The 18,542-nt window shown below is 60.0% G+C and carries 16 protein-coding genes and 1 pseudogene; 14 read left to right on the top strand and 3 right to left on the bottom strand.

Annotation, left to right across the window (positions count from 1 at the left end; all coding sequences use genetic code 11):
• Nucleotides 1–44: 44 nt before the first annotated feature.
• The 14 genes and pseudogenes from E3W21_RS07175 (at nt 45) to E3W21_RS07105 (ending at nt 15,617) form a co-directional block, all read left to right on the top strand.
• On the top strand, nt 45–1,667 hold the full coding sequence (locus E3W21_RS07175) for a methyl-accepting chemotaxis protein (RefSeq protein WP_134418907.1): 1,623 nt from the start codon (nt 45–47) through the stop codon (nt 1,665–1,667).
• Complete coding sequence (locus E3W21_RS07170) at nt 1,667–2,203, top strand: chemotaxis protein CheW (protein WP_134418906.1); 537 nt, start codon at nt 1,667–1,669, stop codon at nt 2,201–2,203. Before E3W21_RS07175 ends, E3W21_RS07170 begins: the two co-directional genes overlap by 1 nt.
• A complete protein-coding gene (locus E3W21_RS07165) occupies nt 2,200–3,471 on the top strand; it encodes a protein-glutamate O-methyltransferase CheR (RefSeq protein WP_134418905.1) in 1,272 nt (423 codons plus the stop codon). Before E3W21_RS07170 ends, E3W21_RS07165 begins: the two co-directional genes overlap by 4 nt.
• The gene (locus tag E3W21_RS07160; protein ID WP_134418904.1) at nt 3,468–4,151 is read left to right on the top strand and encodes a chemotaxis protein CheW; all 684 of its coding nucleotides are present in this window, start codon (nt 3,468–3,470) and stop codon (nt 4,149–4,151) included. Before E3W21_RS07165 ends, E3W21_RS07160 begins: the two co-directional genes overlap by 4 nt.
• Nucleotides 4,148–6,436 (top strand): hybrid sensor histidine kinase/response regulator, encoded by a 2,289-nt coding sequence (locus tag E3W21_RS07155; protein WP_134418903.1) that lies wholly within the window; start codon nt 4,148–4,150, stop codon nt 6,434–6,436. Before E3W21_RS07160 ends, E3W21_RS07155 begins: the two co-directional genes overlap by 4 nt.
• A complete protein-coding gene (locus E3W21_RS07150; protein WP_134418902.1) occupies nt 6,433–7,443 on the top strand; it encodes a chemotaxis response regulator protein-glutamate methylesterase in 1,011 nt (336 codons plus the stop codon). Before E3W21_RS07155 ends, E3W21_RS07150 begins: the two co-directional genes overlap by 4 nt.
• 47 nt (nt 7,444–7,490) lie before the next feature.
• A pseudogene (locus E3W21_RS07145) lies at nt 7,491–8,493 on the top strand (diguanylate cyclase domain-containing protein).
• Between the two features lie 239 nt (nt 8,494–8,732).
• Nucleotides 8,733–9,828, top strand: a protein-coding gene (gene prfB / locus E3W21_RS07140) for a peptide chain release factor 2 (RefSeq protein ID WP_129441551.1) whose coding sequence is annotated in 2 segments (ribosomal slippage) — nt 8,733–8,804 and nt 8,806–9,828 — 1,095 coding nt in all. Because the reading frame shifts where the segments join, the coding sequence is not laid out codon by codon here.
• Between the two features lie 71 nt (nt 9,829–9,899).
• The gene (gene lysS, locus E3W21_RS07135; RefSeq protein ID WP_134418901.1) at nt 9,900–11,402 is read left to right on the top strand and encodes a lysine--tRNA ligase; all 1,503 of its coding nucleotides are present in this window, start codon (nt 9,900–9,902) and stop codon (nt 11,400–11,402) included.
• Nucleotides 11,403–11,504: 102 nt separating this feature from the next.
• Entirely contained in the window at nt 11,505–12,221 is a 717-nt protein-coding gene (locus E3W21_RS07130; RefSeq protein ID WP_046048164.1) for a TetR/AcrR family transcriptional regulator, read from the top strand.
• Nucleotides 12,222–12,358: 137 nt separating this feature from the next.
• Nucleotides 12,359–12,913 (top strand): hypothetical protein, encoded by a 555-nt coding sequence (locus tag E3W21_RS07125; RefSeq protein WP_134418900.1) that lies wholly within the window; start codon nt 12,359–12,361, stop codon nt 12,911–12,913.
• A 37-nt stretch (nt 12,914–12,950) separates the two neighbouring features.
• Nucleotides 12,951–14,228, top strand: a complete 1,278-nt coding sequence (locus E3W21_RS07120) for a flavohemoglobin expression-modulating QEGLA motif protein (RefSeq protein ID WP_129441557.1) — start codon at nt 12,951–12,953, stop codon at nt 14,226–14,228.
• Between the two features lie 148 nt (nt 14,229–14,376).
• On the top strand, nt 14,377–15,291 hold the full coding sequence (locus E3W21_RS07110; RefSeq protein WP_134418899.1) for an alpha/beta hydrolase: 915 nt from the start codon (nt 14,377–14,379) through the stop codon (nt 15,289–15,291).
• The gene (locus E3W21_RS07105) at nt 15,288–15,617 is read left to right on the top strand and encodes a hypothetical protein (protein ID WP_033056344.1); all 330 of its coding nucleotides are present in this window, start codon (nt 15,288–15,290) and stop codon (nt 15,615–15,617) included. Before E3W21_RS07110 ends, E3W21_RS07105 begins: the two co-directional genes overlap by 4 nt.
• A gap of 165 nt (nt 15,618–15,782) precedes the next feature.
• On the opposite strand, the gene E3W21_RS07100 is transcribed toward E3W21_RS07105, so the two are convergent.
• The 3 genes from E3W21_RS07100 to E3W21_RS07090 form a co-directional block, all read right to left on the bottom strand.
• Nucleotides 15,783–16,571, bottom strand: a complete 789-nt coding sequence (locus E3W21_RS07100) for an OmpA family protein (RefSeq protein ID WP_134418898.1) — start codon at nt 16,569–16,571, stop codon at nt 15,783–15,785.
• Nucleotides 16,572–16,619: 48 nt separating this feature from the next.
• Nucleotides 16,620–17,033, bottom strand: coding sequence for a DUF4398 domain-containing protein (locus tag E3W21_RS07095; protein ID WP_129441563.1), 414 nt, complete (start codon nt 17,031–17,033; stop codon nt 16,620–16,622).
• A 273-nt stretch (nt 17,034–17,306) separates the two neighbouring features.
• On the bottom strand, nt 17,307–17,651 hold the full coding sequence (locus tag E3W21_RS07090) for a pilin assembly protein (RefSeq protein WP_129441565.1): 345 nt from the start codon (nt 17,649–17,651) through the stop codon (nt 17,307–17,309).
• Nucleotides 17,652–18,542: the final 891 nt, after the last annotated feature.

Genomic DNA, 18,542 nt, shown 5'->3' with positions numbered 1-18,542 from the left:
CAGCTATACTCCGCAACATTTGAACTGCACCCCGAGGACTGACTGTGAAGAACTGGACGTTGCGCCAACGCATCTTGGCGAGCTTTGCTGTGATTATCGCCATCATGTTGCTGATGGTCGTCGTCTCGTATTCCCGGCTGTTGAAGATTGAAATCAGCGAAACCAGCGTCCGTGAAGACGCGCTTCCCGGGTTGTATTACAGCTCGATGGTTCGCAGCGCCTGGGTCGACACTTATGTTCGCACCCAGGAAATGCTGGGCTTCAAGGCGGGGCAGGGCTTCAGTGCGGAAGAGGCCGAAAGCTTCAAAAACTTTGAGGTGCGTCTGCAAGAGCAGATGAGAAACTACCAAGGCACCGTCATCAGGGATGAAGACAAGGTCGAGTACGCCGTTTTTGAAAAACTTCATGAGAATTACAACAAGGCGCTGGCGGCCGTGCTCGATTTGCATAAGCGCAATCAGGAAGCCGAAGCCATCAAGATGTTCAACGAGCAACTGACCCCGACATGGACCGCCGGTCGCATGAAACTCAATGACATCATCCGCGACAACAAAGCGGTGGCCGACCAGGGCATCGCGAACATCGATGACGCCGTGGTCACCGCGAAAGTCATCATGGGCATTTCCCTGCTGGTCGCGGTGCTGGCCGCCAGCCTCTGCGGTCTGCTGCTGATGCGCGCGATCATGGCGCCGATGAACCGGATCGTCGAAATTCTCGACGTCATGCGCACCGGTGATCTCAGCAACCGCCTGAACCTGGCGCGCAAGGACGAATTCGGCGCCGTGGAAACCGGCTTCAACGACATGATGACCGAGCTGACGTCCCTGGTGTCCCAGGCCCAGCGTTCCTCGGTGCAGGTCACCACCTCGGTGACCGAGATCGCTGCCACCTCCAAGCAACAGCAAGCGACCGCCACCGAAACCGCCGCCACCACAACCGAAATCGGCGCGACGTCCCGTGAGATTGCGGCCACTTCGCGGGATCTGGTGCGCACGATGACCGAAGTCTCCACCGCCGCCGATCAGGCCTCGGTGCTCGCCGGTTCCGGGCAGCAAGGCCTGGCGCGGATGGAAGAGACCATGCACTCGGTGATGGGCGCGGCTGATCTGGTCAACGCCAAACTGGCGATCCTCAATGAGAAGGCCGGCAACATCAATCAAGTGGTGGTGACCATCGTCAAGGTCGCCGACCAGACCAATCTGCTGTCGCTCAACGCGGCGATTGAGGCCGAAAAGGCCGGTGAATACGGCCGCGGTTTTGCCGTGGTCGCCACCGAAGTGCGGCGTCTGGCGGACCAGACCGCCGTCGCCACGTACGACATCGAGCAGATGGTGCGCGAGATCCAGTCGGCAGTGTCGGCCGGAGTGATGGGCATGGACAAGTTCTCTGAAGAAGTGCGCCGCGGCATGTCCGAGGTGCAGCAAATCGGCGAGCAGCTGTCGCAGATCATCCATCAGGTTCAGGCATTGGCGCCGCGGGTGTTGATGGTCAACGAAGGCATGCAGGCCCAGGCCACGGGCGCCGAACAGATCAACCACGCGCTGGTGCAGTTGGGCGATGCCAGCAGCCAGACCGTCGAGTCCCTGCGCCAGGCCAGTTTCGCCATCGACGAACTGAGCCAGGTGGCCGTAGGGCTGCGTAGTGGCGTATCGCGATTCAAAGTCTGATGAGCGAACTCACGGCCAAACGCACCGCCGTGAAGCCGGCGCTGCAATCATTGTTTCTGGTGTTCCGCATCGGCAACGAGCGCTATGCCTTGCAGGCCATCGAGGTGGCGGAAGTGCTGCCGCGTCTGCCGTTGAAGCCGATTCCCCGCGCACCGGACTGGGTCGCCGGGGTGTTCGCCTATCGCGGCGCGGTGGTGCCGGTGATCGACCTGAGTGCGCTGACGTTCGGCCAACCGGCCCAGGCCCGCACCAGCACGCGCCTGGTGCTGGTCAATTACCGTCCGGATGAGTTCGCTGAGGCGCAATTGCTCGGGCTGATTCTGGAACAGGCCACCGATACCTTGCGCTGCAACCCGGCGGATTTTCAGCCCTATGGCCTGGACAATCGTCAGGCGCCGTACCTCGGGCCGGTACGTGAAGATGCCCTGGGTTTGCTGCAATGGGTGCGGGTCGCCGACTTACTCGACGATCAGGTTCGCGCGCTGCTGTTTCCGTCGCAGCCGTTGGACCTGGCATTGCTTGAGGAGCGGCCATGAGCAGCGATCAGCGGTTTTTCGATTTCCTCAAAGAGCGCATCGGTCTCGACGTGACCTCGGTGGGCCCGGCGATCATCGAGCGTGCGGTGCGCCAGCGCAGCACGGCGTCCAACGCGCTGACGGCCGATGAGTACTGGCACACCTTGCAGGGTTCGCAGGACGAGCAGCAGGCGCTGATCGAAGCGGTGATTGTCCCCGAGACCTGGTTTTTCCGTTACCCGGAATCCTTCGCCACGTTGGCGAAACTGGCCACCAAACGCCTGGCCGACATCAACAACATGCGCGCGCTGCGGATTCTCAGCCTGCCGTGTTCCACCGGTGAAGAACCGTATTCCATCGCCATGGCATTGCTCGATGCCGGGTTGCAGCCGCACCAGTTCAAGGTCGAAGGCATGGACGTCAGCCCGTTGTCGGTGGAAAAAGCCCGGCGCGCGTTGTACGGCAAGAATTCGTTCCGGGGTCAGGACATCGCCTTTCGCGACCGGCATTTCACCGCCGAAGGCGAGGGCTATCGCCTCAGCGGGCGAGTGCTCGAACAAGTGCGTTTGCAGGTCGGCAATCTGCTGGATCCGATGTTGCTGGCCAACGAGTCACCCTATGACTTTGTGTTTTGCCGCAACCTGCTGATCTATTTCGATCAGTCGACCCAGCAGCAAGTGTTCGAAGTGCTCAAGCGTTTGACCCATGTCGACGGCGTGCTGTTTATCGGCCCGGCCGAGGGCAGTTTGCTTGGTCGTTTGGGCATGCGTTCGATCGGCATCGCGCAGTCCTTTGCGTTCAGTCGTCAAAGCGCACCAGAGCCTGCGCCCATTGCGACGTTCGTTCCGACGCCTCTGCCCGTGCACCAACCGGTGGGCAGCGTGACACCGCCGCCCGTTCGCAACCGGCCCTTCGCAACGGTGGCACCGCTACCTGTCGTGACGAAAGTCGCCAACCCGGACACTGCCGTGCTGCTGGCGAACATCGCCGCGCTGGCCAACGAAGGCAAAAGTGCCGAGGCCCGCGCCGCGTGCGATAGCTATTTGCGCAGTCATGAACCCGTGGCTCAAGTCTTCTACTGGCTGGGCTTGCTCAGCGATGTCGCCGGCAGAGTCCTTGAGGCTCAGGGTTTTTATCGCAAGGCGTTGTACCTCGACCCGCAACATCCCGACGCGTTGATGCACCTGGCGGCGTTGCTGCAATCCTTGGGCGACACGGCGGGAGCCAGACGATTGCAGGACCGCGCCGCCCGCAGTGAGCGCGCCGCTGACAGTGAGCGTAACCGATGAACGCCGTCGACACCTTTAGCCTCACCCATGAAGATGCCCAGGCCATCGACGACTGCTGGAACCGCATCGGTATCCACGGCGACAAGTCCTGCCCGCTACTGAGCGATCACATTCACTGCCGCAATTGCGCGGTGTATTCGGCCGCTGCAACGCGATTGCTTGACCGCTACGCGTTGCAGCAGGAAGACCGCGGGCAAGTCTCCACGACGGTCGAGAGCGAAGTGAAAACCCGCTCGCTGTTGATGTTCCGTCTCGGCGAAGAATGGCTGGGCCTGGCCACTCGCAGTCTGGTGGAAGTGGCGCCGCTGCAAGCGATTCATTCCCTGCCGCACCAACGCTCCCGGGCGTTGCTCGGCGTGGCGAATGTGCGCGGCGCGTTGGTGGCGTGCCTGTCGCTGGTGGAATTGCTGGGGCTCGACGGCGCCAGCAGCGTGGCGTCCGGCGCGCGGGTCATGCCGCGAATGCTGATCATCGCCGCCCACGGCGGGCCGGTGGTGGTACCGGTGGATGAGGTGGACGGTATTCACGCCATCGACGAAAGCATCCTCGAGGCGGCGTCCCGCTCCGGCACGCAGGCCAGCGCCAAATACACCCGTGGCGTGTTGCAATTCCAAGGTCGCAGCCTGCGTTGGCTGGATGAAGAACAGCTGCTGTCCGCCGTGACCCGGAGCCTTACATGACCCCCGAGCAAATGCGCGACGCCTCTTTGCTGGAACTGTTCAGTCTGGAAGCCGAGGCCCAGACGCTGGTGCTGAGCGCAGGTCTTTTGGCGCTGGAGCGCGACCCGACCCAGGCCGATCACCTTGAATCGTGCATGCGCGCGGCGCACTCGCTCAAGGGCGCGGCGCGGATCGTCGGTGTCGACGCCGGGGTCAGCGTTGCACATGTGATGGAAGATTGCCTGGTCAGTGCCCAGGAGGGGCGCCTGTACTTGCGGCCCGAGCACATCGATGCCTTGTTGCAAGGCACCGATTTGCTGATGCGCATTGCGACGCCGGACAACAACCCTGAACTGGCGGAAATCGAGGCCTATGTGGTGTTGATGGCGTTGTTGCTTGATCCAATGGCGGCGCCTGCACCGGTCACTGCGCCTGTCGCCCCAGTGATGGCGGAACTTCAGCTCCAACCACCGACGCCCAAGGTCGAGGCGCCAATCCCGGTCGCCGAACTGCAACCCGCAGAGCCGCCGCGCAAGGCCAAGCGCACCACCGAAAACGGCGAGCGGGTACTGCGAGTCACGGCCGAACGCCTGAACAGCCTGCTTGATCTGTCGAGCAAATCCCTGGTGGAAACCCTGCGGCTCAAACCGCACCTGGCCACCATGCAACGCCTCAAGCGTATGCAGAACAACGGCCTGCGGGCCCTGGAAAACCTCAACGTCCACCTCAAGGAACATGCCTTGAGTCTGGAAGCACAGGAAGCTCTCGAAGTCGCTCGTCGGCTACTGGCCGAGTCTCAGCAATTGCTGGTGGAAAAGAACGCCGAACTGGATGAGTTCGCCTGGCAGGCCAGTCAACGGGCGCAATTGTTGTACGACACCGCGCTGGCCTGCCGCATGCGGCCGTTTGCCGATGTGTTGGCCGGGCAAGAGCGCATGATCCGCGACCTCGGCCGCAGCCTTGGCAAACAGGTACGACTGGAGATCGAGGGTGAGAAAACCCAGGTCGACCGCGACGTGTTGGAGAAACTTGAAGCGCCGCTGACTCACCTGCTGCGCAATGCCGTGGATCACGGCATCGAATCCCCGGAGCAACGGCTATTGGCGGGTAAACCCGCTGAAGGCCTGATCCGTTTGCGCGCTTCCCATCAGGCCGGTTTGCTGGTGCTGGAGCTGAGCGATGACGGCAACGGCGTCGATCTGGAAAAGGTCCGCCGCAGCATCATCGAGCGCCAATTGTCCCCGGCCGAAACCGCCGCGCAATTGAGTGAAGAAGAGCTGCTGACGTTCCTGTTTCTACCGGGTTTCAGCCTGCGCGACACGGTCACCGAAGTCTCCGGGCGCGGCGTCGGTCTGGACGCGGTCCAGCACATGGTCCGCCAGGTGCGCGGCGCGGTCGTGCTGGAGCAGGCAGCGGGCGAGGGCAGTCGTTTCCATCTCGAAGTGCCGCTGACCCTGTCGGTGGTGCGCAGCCTGGTGGTGGAGGTCGGTGACGAGGCGTATGCCTTCCCGCTGGCCCACATCGAACGGATGTGCGATCTGGAGCCGGCGGACATTGTCCAGGTCGAAGGCCGTCAGCACTTCTGGCACGAAGGCCGGCATGTCGGGCTGGTCGCGGCCAGTCAGCTGTTGCAGCGTCCGGCGAGCCAGAACAGTCAGCAAACCCTCAAAGTGGTGGTGATCCGCGAGCGCGAGGCGATTTACGGCGTGGCGGTCGAGCGTTTTATCGGCGAGCGGACGTTGGTCGTTTTGCCGCTGGACGAGCGACTGGGCAAGGTGCAGGACATTTCCGCCGGGGCCCTGCTCGACGACGGTTCGGTGGTGTTGATCGTCGACGTCGAAGACATGCTGCGTTCGGTGGATAAACTGCTCAATACCGGGCGTCTTGAGCGCATTGCCCGTCAAGGCAGCCAGGCGGTTGAAGCGGCTCGAAAAAGGATTCTGGTGGTCGACGATTCGCTGACCGTACGTGAGCTGCAACGCAAGTTGTTACTCAATCGCGGCTACGACGTGGCGGTGGCGGTGGATGGTATGGACGGCTGGAACGCCTTGCGTTCGGAGGACTTCGATCTGCTGATCACCGACATCGATATGCCACGCATGGATGGTATTGAACTGGTGTCTTTATTGCGCCGGGACAATCGCCTGCAATCCCTTCCGGTTATGGTGGTGTCTTACAAGGATCGTGAAGAGGACCGTCGCCGTGGACTGGACGCTGGAGCCGACTATTATCTAGCCAAAGCCAGTTTTCATGACGACGCCCTGCTTGACGCGGTGGTTGAGCTCATTGGAGGAGCGCGTGCATGAAAATAGCGATCGTCAACGACATGCCCATGGCGGTAGAGGCTCTGCGCCGCGCCCTGGCATTCGATCCGGCACACGAGGTGGTCTGGGTCGCCAGTAATGGGGCCGAGGCGGTGCAGCGTTGCGCTGAAAATACGCCGGATCTGATCCTGATGGACCTGATCATGCCGGTGATGGATGGCGTGGAGGCGACCCGGCGGATCATGGCTGATACGCCGTGCGCGATTGTCATCGTGACGGTCGACCGCGAGCAGAACATGCATCGGGTGTTTGAGGCCATGGGCCACGGAGCGCTGGATGTGGTCGATACGCCGGCCATCGGTGCCGGCAATGCCCAAGAGGCAGCGGCCCCGTTACTGCGCAAGATCATTAACATCGGTTGGCTGATCGGTGACCGGGGCAATCGGGAGCGATCGGCTCCGAGCCCGCTGCGCAGTTCGGCTTCGCGCCAGCGCCTGATCGCCATTGGCTCATCCGCCGGTGGGCCGGCCGCGCTGGAAGTATTGCTCAAGGGGTTGCCGCTAGATTTTTCGGCCGCCATCGTACTGGTGCAGCATGTTGACCAGGTGTTCGCCGCCGGCATGGCCGAATGGCTTAGCAGCGCCAGCGGCCTGAACGTGCGCCTGGCCCAGGAAGGTGAGCCTCCGCAGGCCGGCACGGTGCTGCTGGCGGGTACCAATCACCATATTCGCTTGTTGAAAAACGGTACGTTGGCCTACACCGCCGAACCGGTTAACGAGATCTACCGGCCCTCGATCGATGTGTTCTTCGAGAGCGTGGCCAATTACTGGAACGGCGATGCCGTGGGTGTTTTGCTCACTGGTATGGGACGCGATGGCGCGCAGGGGCTTAAACTCATGCGCCAACAGGGCTACCTGACCATCGCTCAGGATCAGAACAGCAGTGCGGTGTACGGAATGCCAAAGGCGGCAGCGGCCATCGATGCCGCTGTGGAGATTCGCCCACTGGAAAAGATAGCGCCACGATTGCTGGAGATTTTCCCCAAATGAAGTCTTTTCACAGCAATCTGGCCCAAGTAGTACTCAGGTGACTGCCCATGAATGATTTACAGCTCGACGACTTCAAAACCGACGAAGACGCCGCCATGGTGTTGTTGGTGGACGATCAGGCAATGATCGGCGAGGCGGTGCGCCGCGGGTTGTCGAACGAAGAAAATATCGACTTCCACTTCTGCGCCGACCCGCACCAGGCCATCGCCCAGGCGATCCGCATCAAACCGACGGTGATCCTCCAGGATCTAGTGATGCCCGGTCTTGACGGCCTGAGCCTGGTGCGCGAGTACCGCAACCATCCGGCGACCAAGGACATCCCGATCATTGTCCTGTCGACCAAGGAAGACCCGCTGATCAAGAGTGCGGCGTTTGCGGCTGGGGCCAATGATTACCTGGTCAAGTTGCCGGACAACATCGAACTGGTGGCGCGCATCCGCTATCACTCGCGCTCCTACATGACGTTGCTGCAGCGTGACGCAGCGTATCGCGCGTTGCGGGTCAGCCAGCAGCAGTTGCTCGACACCAACCTGGTGCTGCAACGCTTGATGAACTCCGACGGCCTGACCGGGCTGTCGAACCGCCGGCATTTCGACGAATACCTGGAGCTTGAGTGGCGCCGTTCGCTGCGTGACCAGAGTCAACTGTCGCTGCTGATGATCGATGTCGATTACTTCAAGTCCTACAACGACAGCTTCGGCCACCTTGAAGGCGATGAGGCCCTGCGCAAAGTGGCCACGGCGATCCGTGATGCCAGCGCGCGACCTTCGGACCTGCCGGCCCGTTATGGCGGCGAAGAATTCGCCCTGGTGCTGCCCAATACTTCGCCGGGCGGCGCGCGACTGGTCGCGGAAAAACTGCGCCAGACCGTGGCTTCGCTAAAGATTCCGCATATTTTCCCGGTCGAAGGTTCGAGCCTGACCATCAGCATCGGCCTGTCGACCATGACCCCGCAACNCGGGCGGCGATTGCCGTCAATTGATCTCGGCGGCGGACAAGGGGCTGTATCTGGCGAAGAACAATGGGCGTAATCAGGTGGGGATTGAGTAACCCGTTGAAACACAATGCCCTGTAGGAGCTGCCGAAGGCTGCGATCTTTTGATGTTGCTTTAAAGGCGAAGATCAAAAGATCGCAGCCTTCGGCAGCTCCTACAGTTCNGGAGCGCAACCTCTACATGGTGTTCAGCCAAAAACCATTCGCCCCTAAAGCCGCCAGGCGGGCTGCCGTGACAGCCTGATTACGTTATACTCGCCGGCTTTCAAAAGTTCGCCAACGAGTGCTGCCCGCCATGGAAATCAACCCGATCCTTAACAGTATCAAGGACCTGTCCGAGCGCTCCGAAACTATTCGGGGGTATCTTTGACTACGATCAAAAGCATGAGCGTCTGACTGAAGTCAATCGCGAGCTTGAAGATCCGTCTGTCTGGAACAACCCGACGTACGCTCAGGAGCTGGGCCGCGAGCGGTCCCTGCTGGCTCAGATCGTCGAAACCCTCGACGAAATGCACACAGGCCTGGCCGACGCCAAAGACCTGCTGCTGATGTCCGCCGAAGAAGAAGACCAGGCTGCCGTCGATGACGTCGCTGCCGAAGTCGAGCGTCTGCGCGAGTCCCTGGAAAAACTCGAATTCCGTCGCATGTTCAGCGGTGAGATGGACGCCAACAACGCTTACCTGGACATCCAGGCCGGCTCCGGCGGTACCGAGGCCCAGGACTGGGCCAACATCCTGCTGCGCATGTACCTGCGCTGGGCCGACAAACGCGGTTTCGACGCGACCATCATGGAACTGTCGGCCGGTGAAGTCGCCGGGATCAAGGGTGCCACAATCCACATCAAGGGCGAATACGCCTTTGGCTGGTTGCGTACCGAAATCGGCGTGCACCGTCTGGTGCGCAAGAGCCCGTACGACTCCGGTAACCGCCGCCACACCTCGTTCTCGGCCGTGTTCGTGTCGCCGGAAATCGATGACAACATCGAAATCGACATCAACCCGTCGGACCTGCGCATCGACACCTACCGCTCCTCCGGTGCCGGTGGTCAGCACGTAAACACCACCGACTCGGCCGTACGTATCACCCACGTACCGACCAACACCGTGGTCAGCTGCCAGAACGAACGCTCCCAGCACGCCAACAAAGACACCGCGATGAAAATGTTGCGGGCGCGCTTGTACGAGCAGGAAGTGCAGAAACGCAACGCCGCCTCCCAGGCCCTGGAAGACACCAAGTCCGACATCGGCTGGGGTCACCAGATCCGCTCTTATGTGCTCGATGCGTCGCGAATCAAGGATTTGCGCACTAACATCGAACGCAGTGACTGCGACAAGGTGCTCGACGGCGACATCGACGAATACCTGGTGGCCAGCCTGAAACAAGGCCTGTAAACCACCAGTCAAGACCTCAAGTCCCCTGCCACCGGTGGGGGCAACGAACCTGTGATGGAATTTTTAAAGACATGAGCGACCTAGAACTCGACCCGCAAGCCCTGCAACAGGAAGAAAACTCCCTGATCGCCCTGCGCAAGGAAAAGCTGGCTGCCGAGCGCGCCAAGGGCAATGCCTTCCCGAACGACTTCCGCCGCGACAACTACTGCGAAGACTTGCAGAAGCAGTACGCGGACAAGACCAAGGAAGAGCTGGCAGAGGCTGCGATCCCGGTCAAGGTTGCCGGTCGCATCATGCTCAACCGTGGCTCGTTCATGGTGATCCAGGACATGACCGGTCGCATTCAGGTCTACGTCAACCGTAAAACCCTGTCCGAAGAAACCCTGGCCTCGGTGAAAACCTGGGACATGGGCGACATCATTGCTGCCGAAGGCACCCTGGCGCGTTCCGGCAAGGGCGACCTGTACGTTGAAATGACCACCGTGCGCCTGCTGACCAAGTCGCTGCGCCCGCTGCCGGACAAACACCACGGCCTGACCGACACCGAACAGCGCTATCGTCAGCGTTACGTTGACCTGATCGTCAACGAAGAAGTGCGCCAGACCTTCCGCGTGCGTTCGCAAGTGATTGCGCACATCCGCAGCTTCCTGATGCAGCGTGACTTCCTGGAAGTGGAAACGCCGATGCTGCAAACCATTCCGGGTGGCGCGGCAGCCAAGCCGTTCGAGACTCACCACAACGCGCTGGACATGGAAATGTTCCTGCGTATCGCGCCGGAGCTGTACCTCAAGCGTCTGGTAGTCGGTGGTTTTGAAAAAGTGTTCGAGATCAACCGCAACTTCCGTAACGAAGGCGTTTCGACCCGTCACAACCCTGAATTCACCATGTTGGAGTTCTACCAGGCTTACGCCGACTACGAAGACAACATGGACCTGACCGAAGAACTGTTCCGCGAACTGGCACAGCTGGTTCTGGGCAGCACCGACGTGCCTTACGGCGAAAAAGTGTTCCACTTCGGCGAACCGTTCGTGCGTCTTTCGGTGTTCGACTCGATCCTCAAGTACAACCCTGAGCTGACCGCTGACGACCTGACCGACATCGACAAGGCCCGTGCTATCGCCAAGAAGGCCGGTGCCAAAGTGCTGGGCTTCGAAGGTCTGGGCAAATTGCAGGTGATGATTTTCGAAGAGCTGGTCGAGCATAAGCTGGAGCAGCCGCACTTCATCACTCAGTACCCGTTCGAAGTGTCGCCGCTGGCCCGTCGTAACGACGAGAACCCGAATGTCACCGACCGTTTTGAGCTGTTCATCGGTGGCCGCGAAATCGCCAACGCCTACTCCGAGTTGAACGACGCGGAAGACCAGGCCGAGCGCTTCATGGCTCAGGTGGCCGACAAGGACGCCGGCGACGATGAAGCCATGCATTACGACGCCGACTTCGTTCGCGCGCTGGAGTACGGGATGCCGCCAACGGCCGGTGAAGGTATCGGCATCGACCGTCTGGTGATGCTGCTGACCAACTCCCCGTCGATCCGCGACGTGATCCTGTTCCCGCACATGCGGCCACAAGCGTAAGTGTTTCAATAAAAAAGCCGCCTAAAACAGGCGGCTTTTTATTGCCTGTCTGGTACAAACGTATCAATTGGTTACTTTTGAAGTAAGAGAGGAATACCTGTCGTGAACCGTGCAATTGCTCAAGAGGGTGCAGCGGACGTCGCCACTGCGGTCGCTGAAAGTGTTCAGTACCAGGGTCGCAAGGCCAGCCGACAGGGCAGTGAGCAGCGTCGACAGGACATTCTCGATGCGGCGATGCGCATTGTCGTGCGCGATGGCGTGCGGGCCGTGCGTCACCGTGCGGTGGCCGCCGAGGCTGGTGTGCCGCTGTCGGCCACCACTTACTATTTCAAGGACATCGATGACCTGCTCACCGATACCTTTGCCCAATACGTGGAACGCAGCGCGGCGTTCATGGCCAAGTTGTGGGCCAGCAACGAAGGCCTGCTGCGCGAGATGGTTGCTTATGGCGATGGCAGCCCCGAGTCCCGTTCACAGCTGGCTGACGATATCGCACGGCTGACCGCCGATTACGTGCAGCGCCAATTGCACAACCGTCGGGAACACTTGATGGCCGAGCAGGCGTTCCGCCAGGAGGCCCTGTTGAACCCGCGTTTGGCGGAGTTGGTGCGCTCGCATCAGCAAATTCTTCTGCAAGGCACCTGCCATTTTTTCGAGGTGTTGGGTTCCCGCGAGCCACAACAGGATGCCAAAGTGTTGACGGCGATTATCGGACGGATGGAATATCAGGGCCTGCTCAACGACGCCGAGCCTGTCGCCGAAGCCGAAATGCTCGGCATCCTCACGCGGTATATGCACTTGGTTTTGGCGTCGGTGTAACCCTGTCCCCAGTAGGAGCTGCCGAAGGCTGCGATCTTTTGATCTTGATCTTCTTGATACCGCAGCGAAGCAGGATCAAAAGATCGCAGCCTTCGGCAGCTCCTACAGGTCCGCGTGTGTTCATAGGGAGTTGTTGAATGAAAGCCTGGCGTGTCGTTGTGATCGCCTTGTCGTTCCTGCTGCTCAGTGGCTGTCTGGTGACCTTCAAGGAGCCGCTGCCCTCGAGCGAGCCCGCGCCTAAAGGGTTGCTCGGCAAATGGACCAGCACCAACGCCTGGGGCGAGCCGCTGAATCTGGAGCTGACGCGCCTGGGCGACAATCACTATCAGGCCGTCAGCTACTTCAAGGCTAAGCCCAAGGAGCGTGAAGCCTTTCCCTTCACGGTGACCCGCCATGGCAGTCGCTGGTACCTGTCGGCCAGGGTGCCGGCGCAATTCGGTGGGCATTTCACTCTCTTGGGTTTTGAACTCACCGATAAGCATGAGCTGGTGGTCTACAACCTCGACCTCGAGCAGATCAACCAGGCCCTGAGGCAAAAAGTCCTCAGCGGCGAAGGCTTCCAGACCGACGACGGCGACGGCGTGTTGATCAACAACAATCTGGACCAGGTCTTCGCCTACCTAGACGACCCGGCCAATTCCGATGTGTTCGTCGAGGCTGTGCGCTATCAGCGCCTGGCCAAAGCCAAATAAACCCAGCACGTAAACGGTTTTTCTACAGGAGTTTCGGGTGGACGATTACCAGCAGTCGATACGCATTTTGTCCGATCGCATTGTGCTGGCGCAGACGCCGATTCGCGTCCTCGATGCAGTCAAGTGGGACGACAACATCCGCAAGGGTTTCCTCAAGGCCAAGGGCAAGGAAATGCCGGCGGTGGACCGCGATTACTACCTGAACCGGCCGCTGGCGTTCGATTCCAGCAAGGTAAAGCTGGAATTCCAGAACATAGAACGCGACATCACCCGTCAGCTCGGACAGTTCAACCCGGTTGGCCAGATCATGCGCCGCATGTGCAAGGAATACCGGATGGTGGTGCGCATGCTCGAAGCGCGCGGCACCGAGGACTTCGGGCTGATTTCACAGGAGCTTTACGGTGCCGCTTCCGACGCGTTCCACGCCGGCGACCCGACCCTTTCCGACCTGGGCCTGATGCTCTCGGATTACCTGAACAATATCGATGGCCGTGGCGACCTGAAGGACGAACCGAAAATCCTCACCGCCAAGGAAGCCGTCCACCTGCTGCAAACCCGCTTGAACAAGGTATTCGGCGAAGCCGAGGAAACCATTCGCGTATTCGAGTCCGACGGGATCGTCGCCGATGCGGCGGCTGGCGCCGACTACATCAAGATCCGCGCCGACGCGATGTTCAACGACCGTGACGTGCGCGCCCTGGAAGTCCACGAAGGGCTGGTGCATGTGGGGACCACGCTCAATGGCCTGAACCAGCCGATCTGCACCTTCCTCTCCAAAGGTCCGCCGTCGTCGACAGTGACTCAGGAAGGCCTGGCGATCCTGATGGAAATCATCACTTTCGCCTCGTACCCGAGTCGCCTGCGCAAACTGACCAACCGCACCCGTGCCATTCACATGGTGGAGGAGGGAGCGGACTTCCTGCAGATCTTTGAGTTCTTCCGCGAGCAAGGTTTTGAAATGGCGGAAAGCTACGGCAACGCCAGTCGGGTTTTCCGTGGCTCGGTGCCGACAGGTCTGCCATTTACCAAAGACTTGTCCTACCTCAAGGGCTTTATCATGGTTTACAACTACATTCAGTTGGCCGTGCGTAAAGGCAAGCTTGAGCAGATACCGCTGCTGTTTTGCGGCAAGACCACGCTGGAAGACATGCGGACCTTGCGCCAGTTGGTGGATGAAGGGCTGGTGGTGCCACCGAAGTATCTGCCGGATCAGTTCCGTGACCTGAACGCGCTGTCGGCGTGGATGTGCTTCTCCAACTTCCTCAACCACTTGAGCCTGGACCGGATCGAAGCGGATTACTCCAATATCCTCTAACGTGTACGCCGTCCAAATGTGGGAGCGGGCTTGCTCGCGAATACGGTGTGTCAGTCGACATTAATGTTGAATGTTCAACCGCATTCGCGAGCAAGCCCGCTCCCACATTTGGTCCGTATTCCAACCAAACTTCACGAGGTTTCATCGGATGAGAATCCTCGGCTTCTTCTGCCTTCTCCTGACCTTGAGCGGCTGCAGCTCGCTGCTGTTCTACCCCGAGCCCGGCCAGCTGTTTACCCCGGAAAAAGCAAAACTCGAATACCGCGACATCACCCTAACCACCGCCGACGGCCTCAAGCTGCACGGCTGGTGGTTGCCGGCCAAAAGAGGTGTCGAGGTCAAAGGCACGGTGCTGCATCTGCACGGTAACGGCGGCAATCTGCCCATGCATCTTGGGGGGAGCTGGTGGTTGCCCAAAGAAGGGTATCAAGTGCTGCTGCTGGACTATCGCGGTTATGGATTGTCCGAGGGTGAAGCGACGCTGCCGGAGATCTATCAGGACATCGACGCCGCGTTCAAATGGCTCGATCAGGCGCCGGAGGTCAAGGGCAAGCCGCTGATCCTGCTCGGCCAAAGCCTCGGTGGTTCGATGGCCGTGCACTATCTGGTTCAGCACCCTGAACGCCAAAAACAACTCAAGGCCTTCGTCCTCGACGGCGTGCCCGCCAGCTACCGCAGTATCGGTCAATTTGCCCTGAGTCAATCCTGGCTGACCTGGCTGTTTCAGGTGCCACTGTCCTGGCTGGTGCCGGACGGCGACAGCGCGATCCATTCCATGGAGCAGCTGGGCGGCGTACCGAAACTGATCTACCACAGCATCGACGATCCGATCGTGCCCCTTTCCAACGGCATCCGTCTGTATCAAGCTGCGCCGCCGCCGCGGGTGCTGCAACTGACCCGTGGCGGTCATGTGCAGACGTTCGCCGACCCGGTCTGGCGCAAAGTCATGCTGCGTTTTCTCGATGACCCGCAGCATTTCAACGGTCTGCGCCGCATGGGTGAAATCCCGAATTACCCGGCGCCGAAAAATTCTGAAGATGAACCACCAGAGAGTCCGCAATGAGTGAAGAACGTAACGCCATCCCGCTGATCATCACCGGTATCTGCAGCATCCTCGGCACCGTCGGGGCCCTGTGGTTCTACGGCTACCTGCACTTCGCCAAACCCGAAGATGCGCTGCTGCTCAGCGACTTCACGATGCTCAAGACTGTGCCGGGCGAAGACTACAAAGTCTCCCTGGAACCGGCCCCGCAAGTCGCGCAGTGCATCGATGGCGTGCTGGTGATGTTCGACACCGAACAGAAAGGCCTGAGCGGCGTGTTGGTCAACAACAAGAAAAAAGCCGTGCGCTGCATGGGCGAGGAAACCCCGCAGAAGCTGCAACCGTAGCGCGCCCGAAAAGATCGCAGCCTCGTTTCACTCGACAGCTCCTACAGAAGCACGCGGTCTATGTAGGAGCTGTCGAGTGAAACGAGGCTGCGATCTTTTGATCTTAAAAACAAAAGCCCCGCCTGATCAGATCAGGCGGGGCTTTTGCGTTACAGCAGGTTCAACTCAGTTCGAGCTGACCGCAGAACGCGGGATCACCGGCTGGTTGTCGTTGGAAATGGTCACTTCCACCCGACGGTTCATTGCACGACCCGAGACGCTGCTGTTCTCGGCCACCGGGTATTCTTTGCCATAACCCTGCGACACGATACGCGCTGGATCAACGCCCATTTTCACCAGCGCCGTTCGCACGGAACCGGCACGACGCTCGGACAGCGACTGGTTGTGGTTCGCGGTGCCCGTGCTGTCGGTGTAGCCCTCGACGATCACTTTGCGATCAGGGTTTTCCGAGAGGAATTGCGCCAGTTTGTTGATATTCACCAGACCGCTGGACTTCAGATCAGCCCTGTCAGTGGCAAACAACACATCACCGAATGTCACCAAGGTGCCGCGATCAGTCTGCTTGGCGTTCAGGCTGTCCTGCAATTGCTTGATCTGCGCGTCGCGGGCATCCAGACGAGCTTGGGCGCGCTGCGCGGAAGCATTTTTCAGATTGGCTTCGGCGTTGCGCAGGGCGATGGTCTGCTTCGCCACTTCAACACGTTGATTGGTCAGGTAAGCCAGTTGATCGACCTTGGCCTGGTCCTCTTTGTCCTGGTAAGCCTTGTCAGCCTTGTCCAGGTAATCGCTGGCTTCTTTGGTTTCCAGCGCCGCGACTTTGCTGGCTTGCGGGTTGGTTTGCAGGCCGGTGTAGTTGGTGCGGGCCTGTTCCAGGTTCGCGTTTGGCGGCGTGGAGCAGGCGGCCAGTGCAACGCTTGCGGCCAGCAGGGCAGGGATCATCAATTGTTTACGCATGGTGGTTTCGTCCTTTTAGTCGAGTAAGAAGTGCGTCGTGCCGGCCGCTTATTGAACGGTGCGCTGGCTTTCCTGACGCAGTTCTTGAACACCTTTCTGAGAGTCCTTCACAGCCTGTTCAGCTTTCAACGCCTGGGCTTTGCGTTCAGCCACGCGAGCGTCCCACTCGGCCTGTTCGGCCAGGACTTTGGCTTCGTCATATTTTTTGTCGTGCATGGCGATTTCGGCTTGTTTGAGCTTGTCCTGCGCGGACTTCATTTCCACTGCCGCGAATTCGGTACCGCCGGCACTGACGGCGCTGTTGACCGCCGATTCCGTCACGGCGAATTGCTCGCTTGGCGGGTTACCGGCACAACCGGCCAGGACGAAGCTGCTGCCGATGGCCAGTGCAGCCAGTTTCAGGCTACGCAGAGGGGGGAACGAGGATTTGGCAGTTCGGGTCTTCATGGTCTTCAACTCCATTGGAAAAACTCCTGAAAAACTTAAAAATCCATCCTGGGCAAGGAGCCGCAACCTTCAATTTCCGGGGGTGTTTTGAAACGGCCGTCCCAGGCGTGGTTAATGGGTGTGACCCGAGGCGTTTTTCAAAAGTTCAGAGAATATGGCTCATTGCCCAAAAAACTTTGACCGGGCGGACAAGGCTCTAAACCGGGTATTTTTACCGCAAGCAGCAGTACTCCCGGCCCTGTAGTGGGCTGGGAGTACGCATTTTTGGAGGGGGAGGAAGTGCGGTAATCAGTGTTTCTGTTTGTCGTCGATGGCCGACAAATCGTGCAAATGACGACGGGACAATGCGAGAAAACGCGGAGTCGGACCGACGTCTTCGTACAGCGGATCACCTTCTTCGTCGGTGGCCACGACGGTCGAGCCCTTCACATACGGAAAGCTCTTTTCGAGCTCTTCCAGGGCGGCGCCGATCAGCTCGCCGAGCAGTTCTTCGGGCTGCCGTTTGGGGTACATATCGATAATGGCCGCCAGCCGTGCGGCGGCCTCCACATCCAGATGAATCGAGTATCCGGTGTCGGTCAGGCGACCCTTGGCGTTTTCTTCCCAGTGATGGGCAAGCTCGCGGATTTTCATAGTGACCTCAATGCGCACCTGCTCGTGGCAGGCAGTGTCAGTGTCCGGCAAAGGCCGGCGGCAGCCGTTGTACGGCTTACTCTTCAGACTAGCTTTAACGCCCAAGGTTTAAAGTCCCTTCGTCGTCTAATGGTGAACGTTGGGGGGGATTGGGTGTATATCCGTTTTTGCGGTAGCGGCGGCTATCGGTTTCGCTTTTACAGCGAGTCACTTGGAAAAGCCCCAAGTAACCAAGGGCTCTTGCCCCTTTCGTTCGGTGCCTCGCCTAGGCTCGCNCGCTCCGGTCCTGCTCCGTGGGCCCGCCGCCATCGGCCATCCATGGCCGGGGGCGGCTAACCCGGCATCCATGCCGGGTTGCCCACTGCGCAGAACCTCCACTCGGCCTCTCGAGGGGGCGGTGCATCAAGATCAAAAGCTGCAGGCGAGCTAACGCTCGACCTGTTGAGTGGTGAGGAGCGTGCGTACACCCCCTCCCCCCGGTAGGAGCTGTCGAGTGAAACGAGGCTGCGATCTTTTGATCTTGCTGTGGCTGTGGCTGTGGCTGTGGCTGTGGCTGTGGCTTTTGATTTTGATCTACTGCCCCTTTCCCAGAGGCCGAACGCAGGCGTTGCGCAGGGGGCACCGCGGCAAGGATGCCGCGGTAGCCGCCCCCGGCCATGGATGGCCGATGGCGGCGGGCCCCCGGAGCAATGCCGGAGTGAGGGCATGCCGAGCCCAGGCGAGGCACCGAATGGAGGGGCAAAGCCTTTTGCTTACTTTTCGGCGTTTGGAAATCGGCATAGGGGACGGCCATCTGGCCGTGCCCCTGCCACACCACCCGGCATGCGGGTCCGCACCGGGCGGTTCGAGAAGTTGAGGTCAGCAGAGTCGAGGTAGACCCAACCGGTCGAA

Source organism: Pseudomonas sp. F01002, assembly GCF_004402115.1.
Lineage (GTDB): Bacteria > Pseudomonadota > Gammaproteobacteria > Pseudomonadales > Pseudomonadaceae > Aquipseudomonas > Aquipseudomonas frigoris.
Note: the sequence above shows the minus strand (reverse complement) of the source record. Positions and strands in the feature narration are given on the sequence as shown.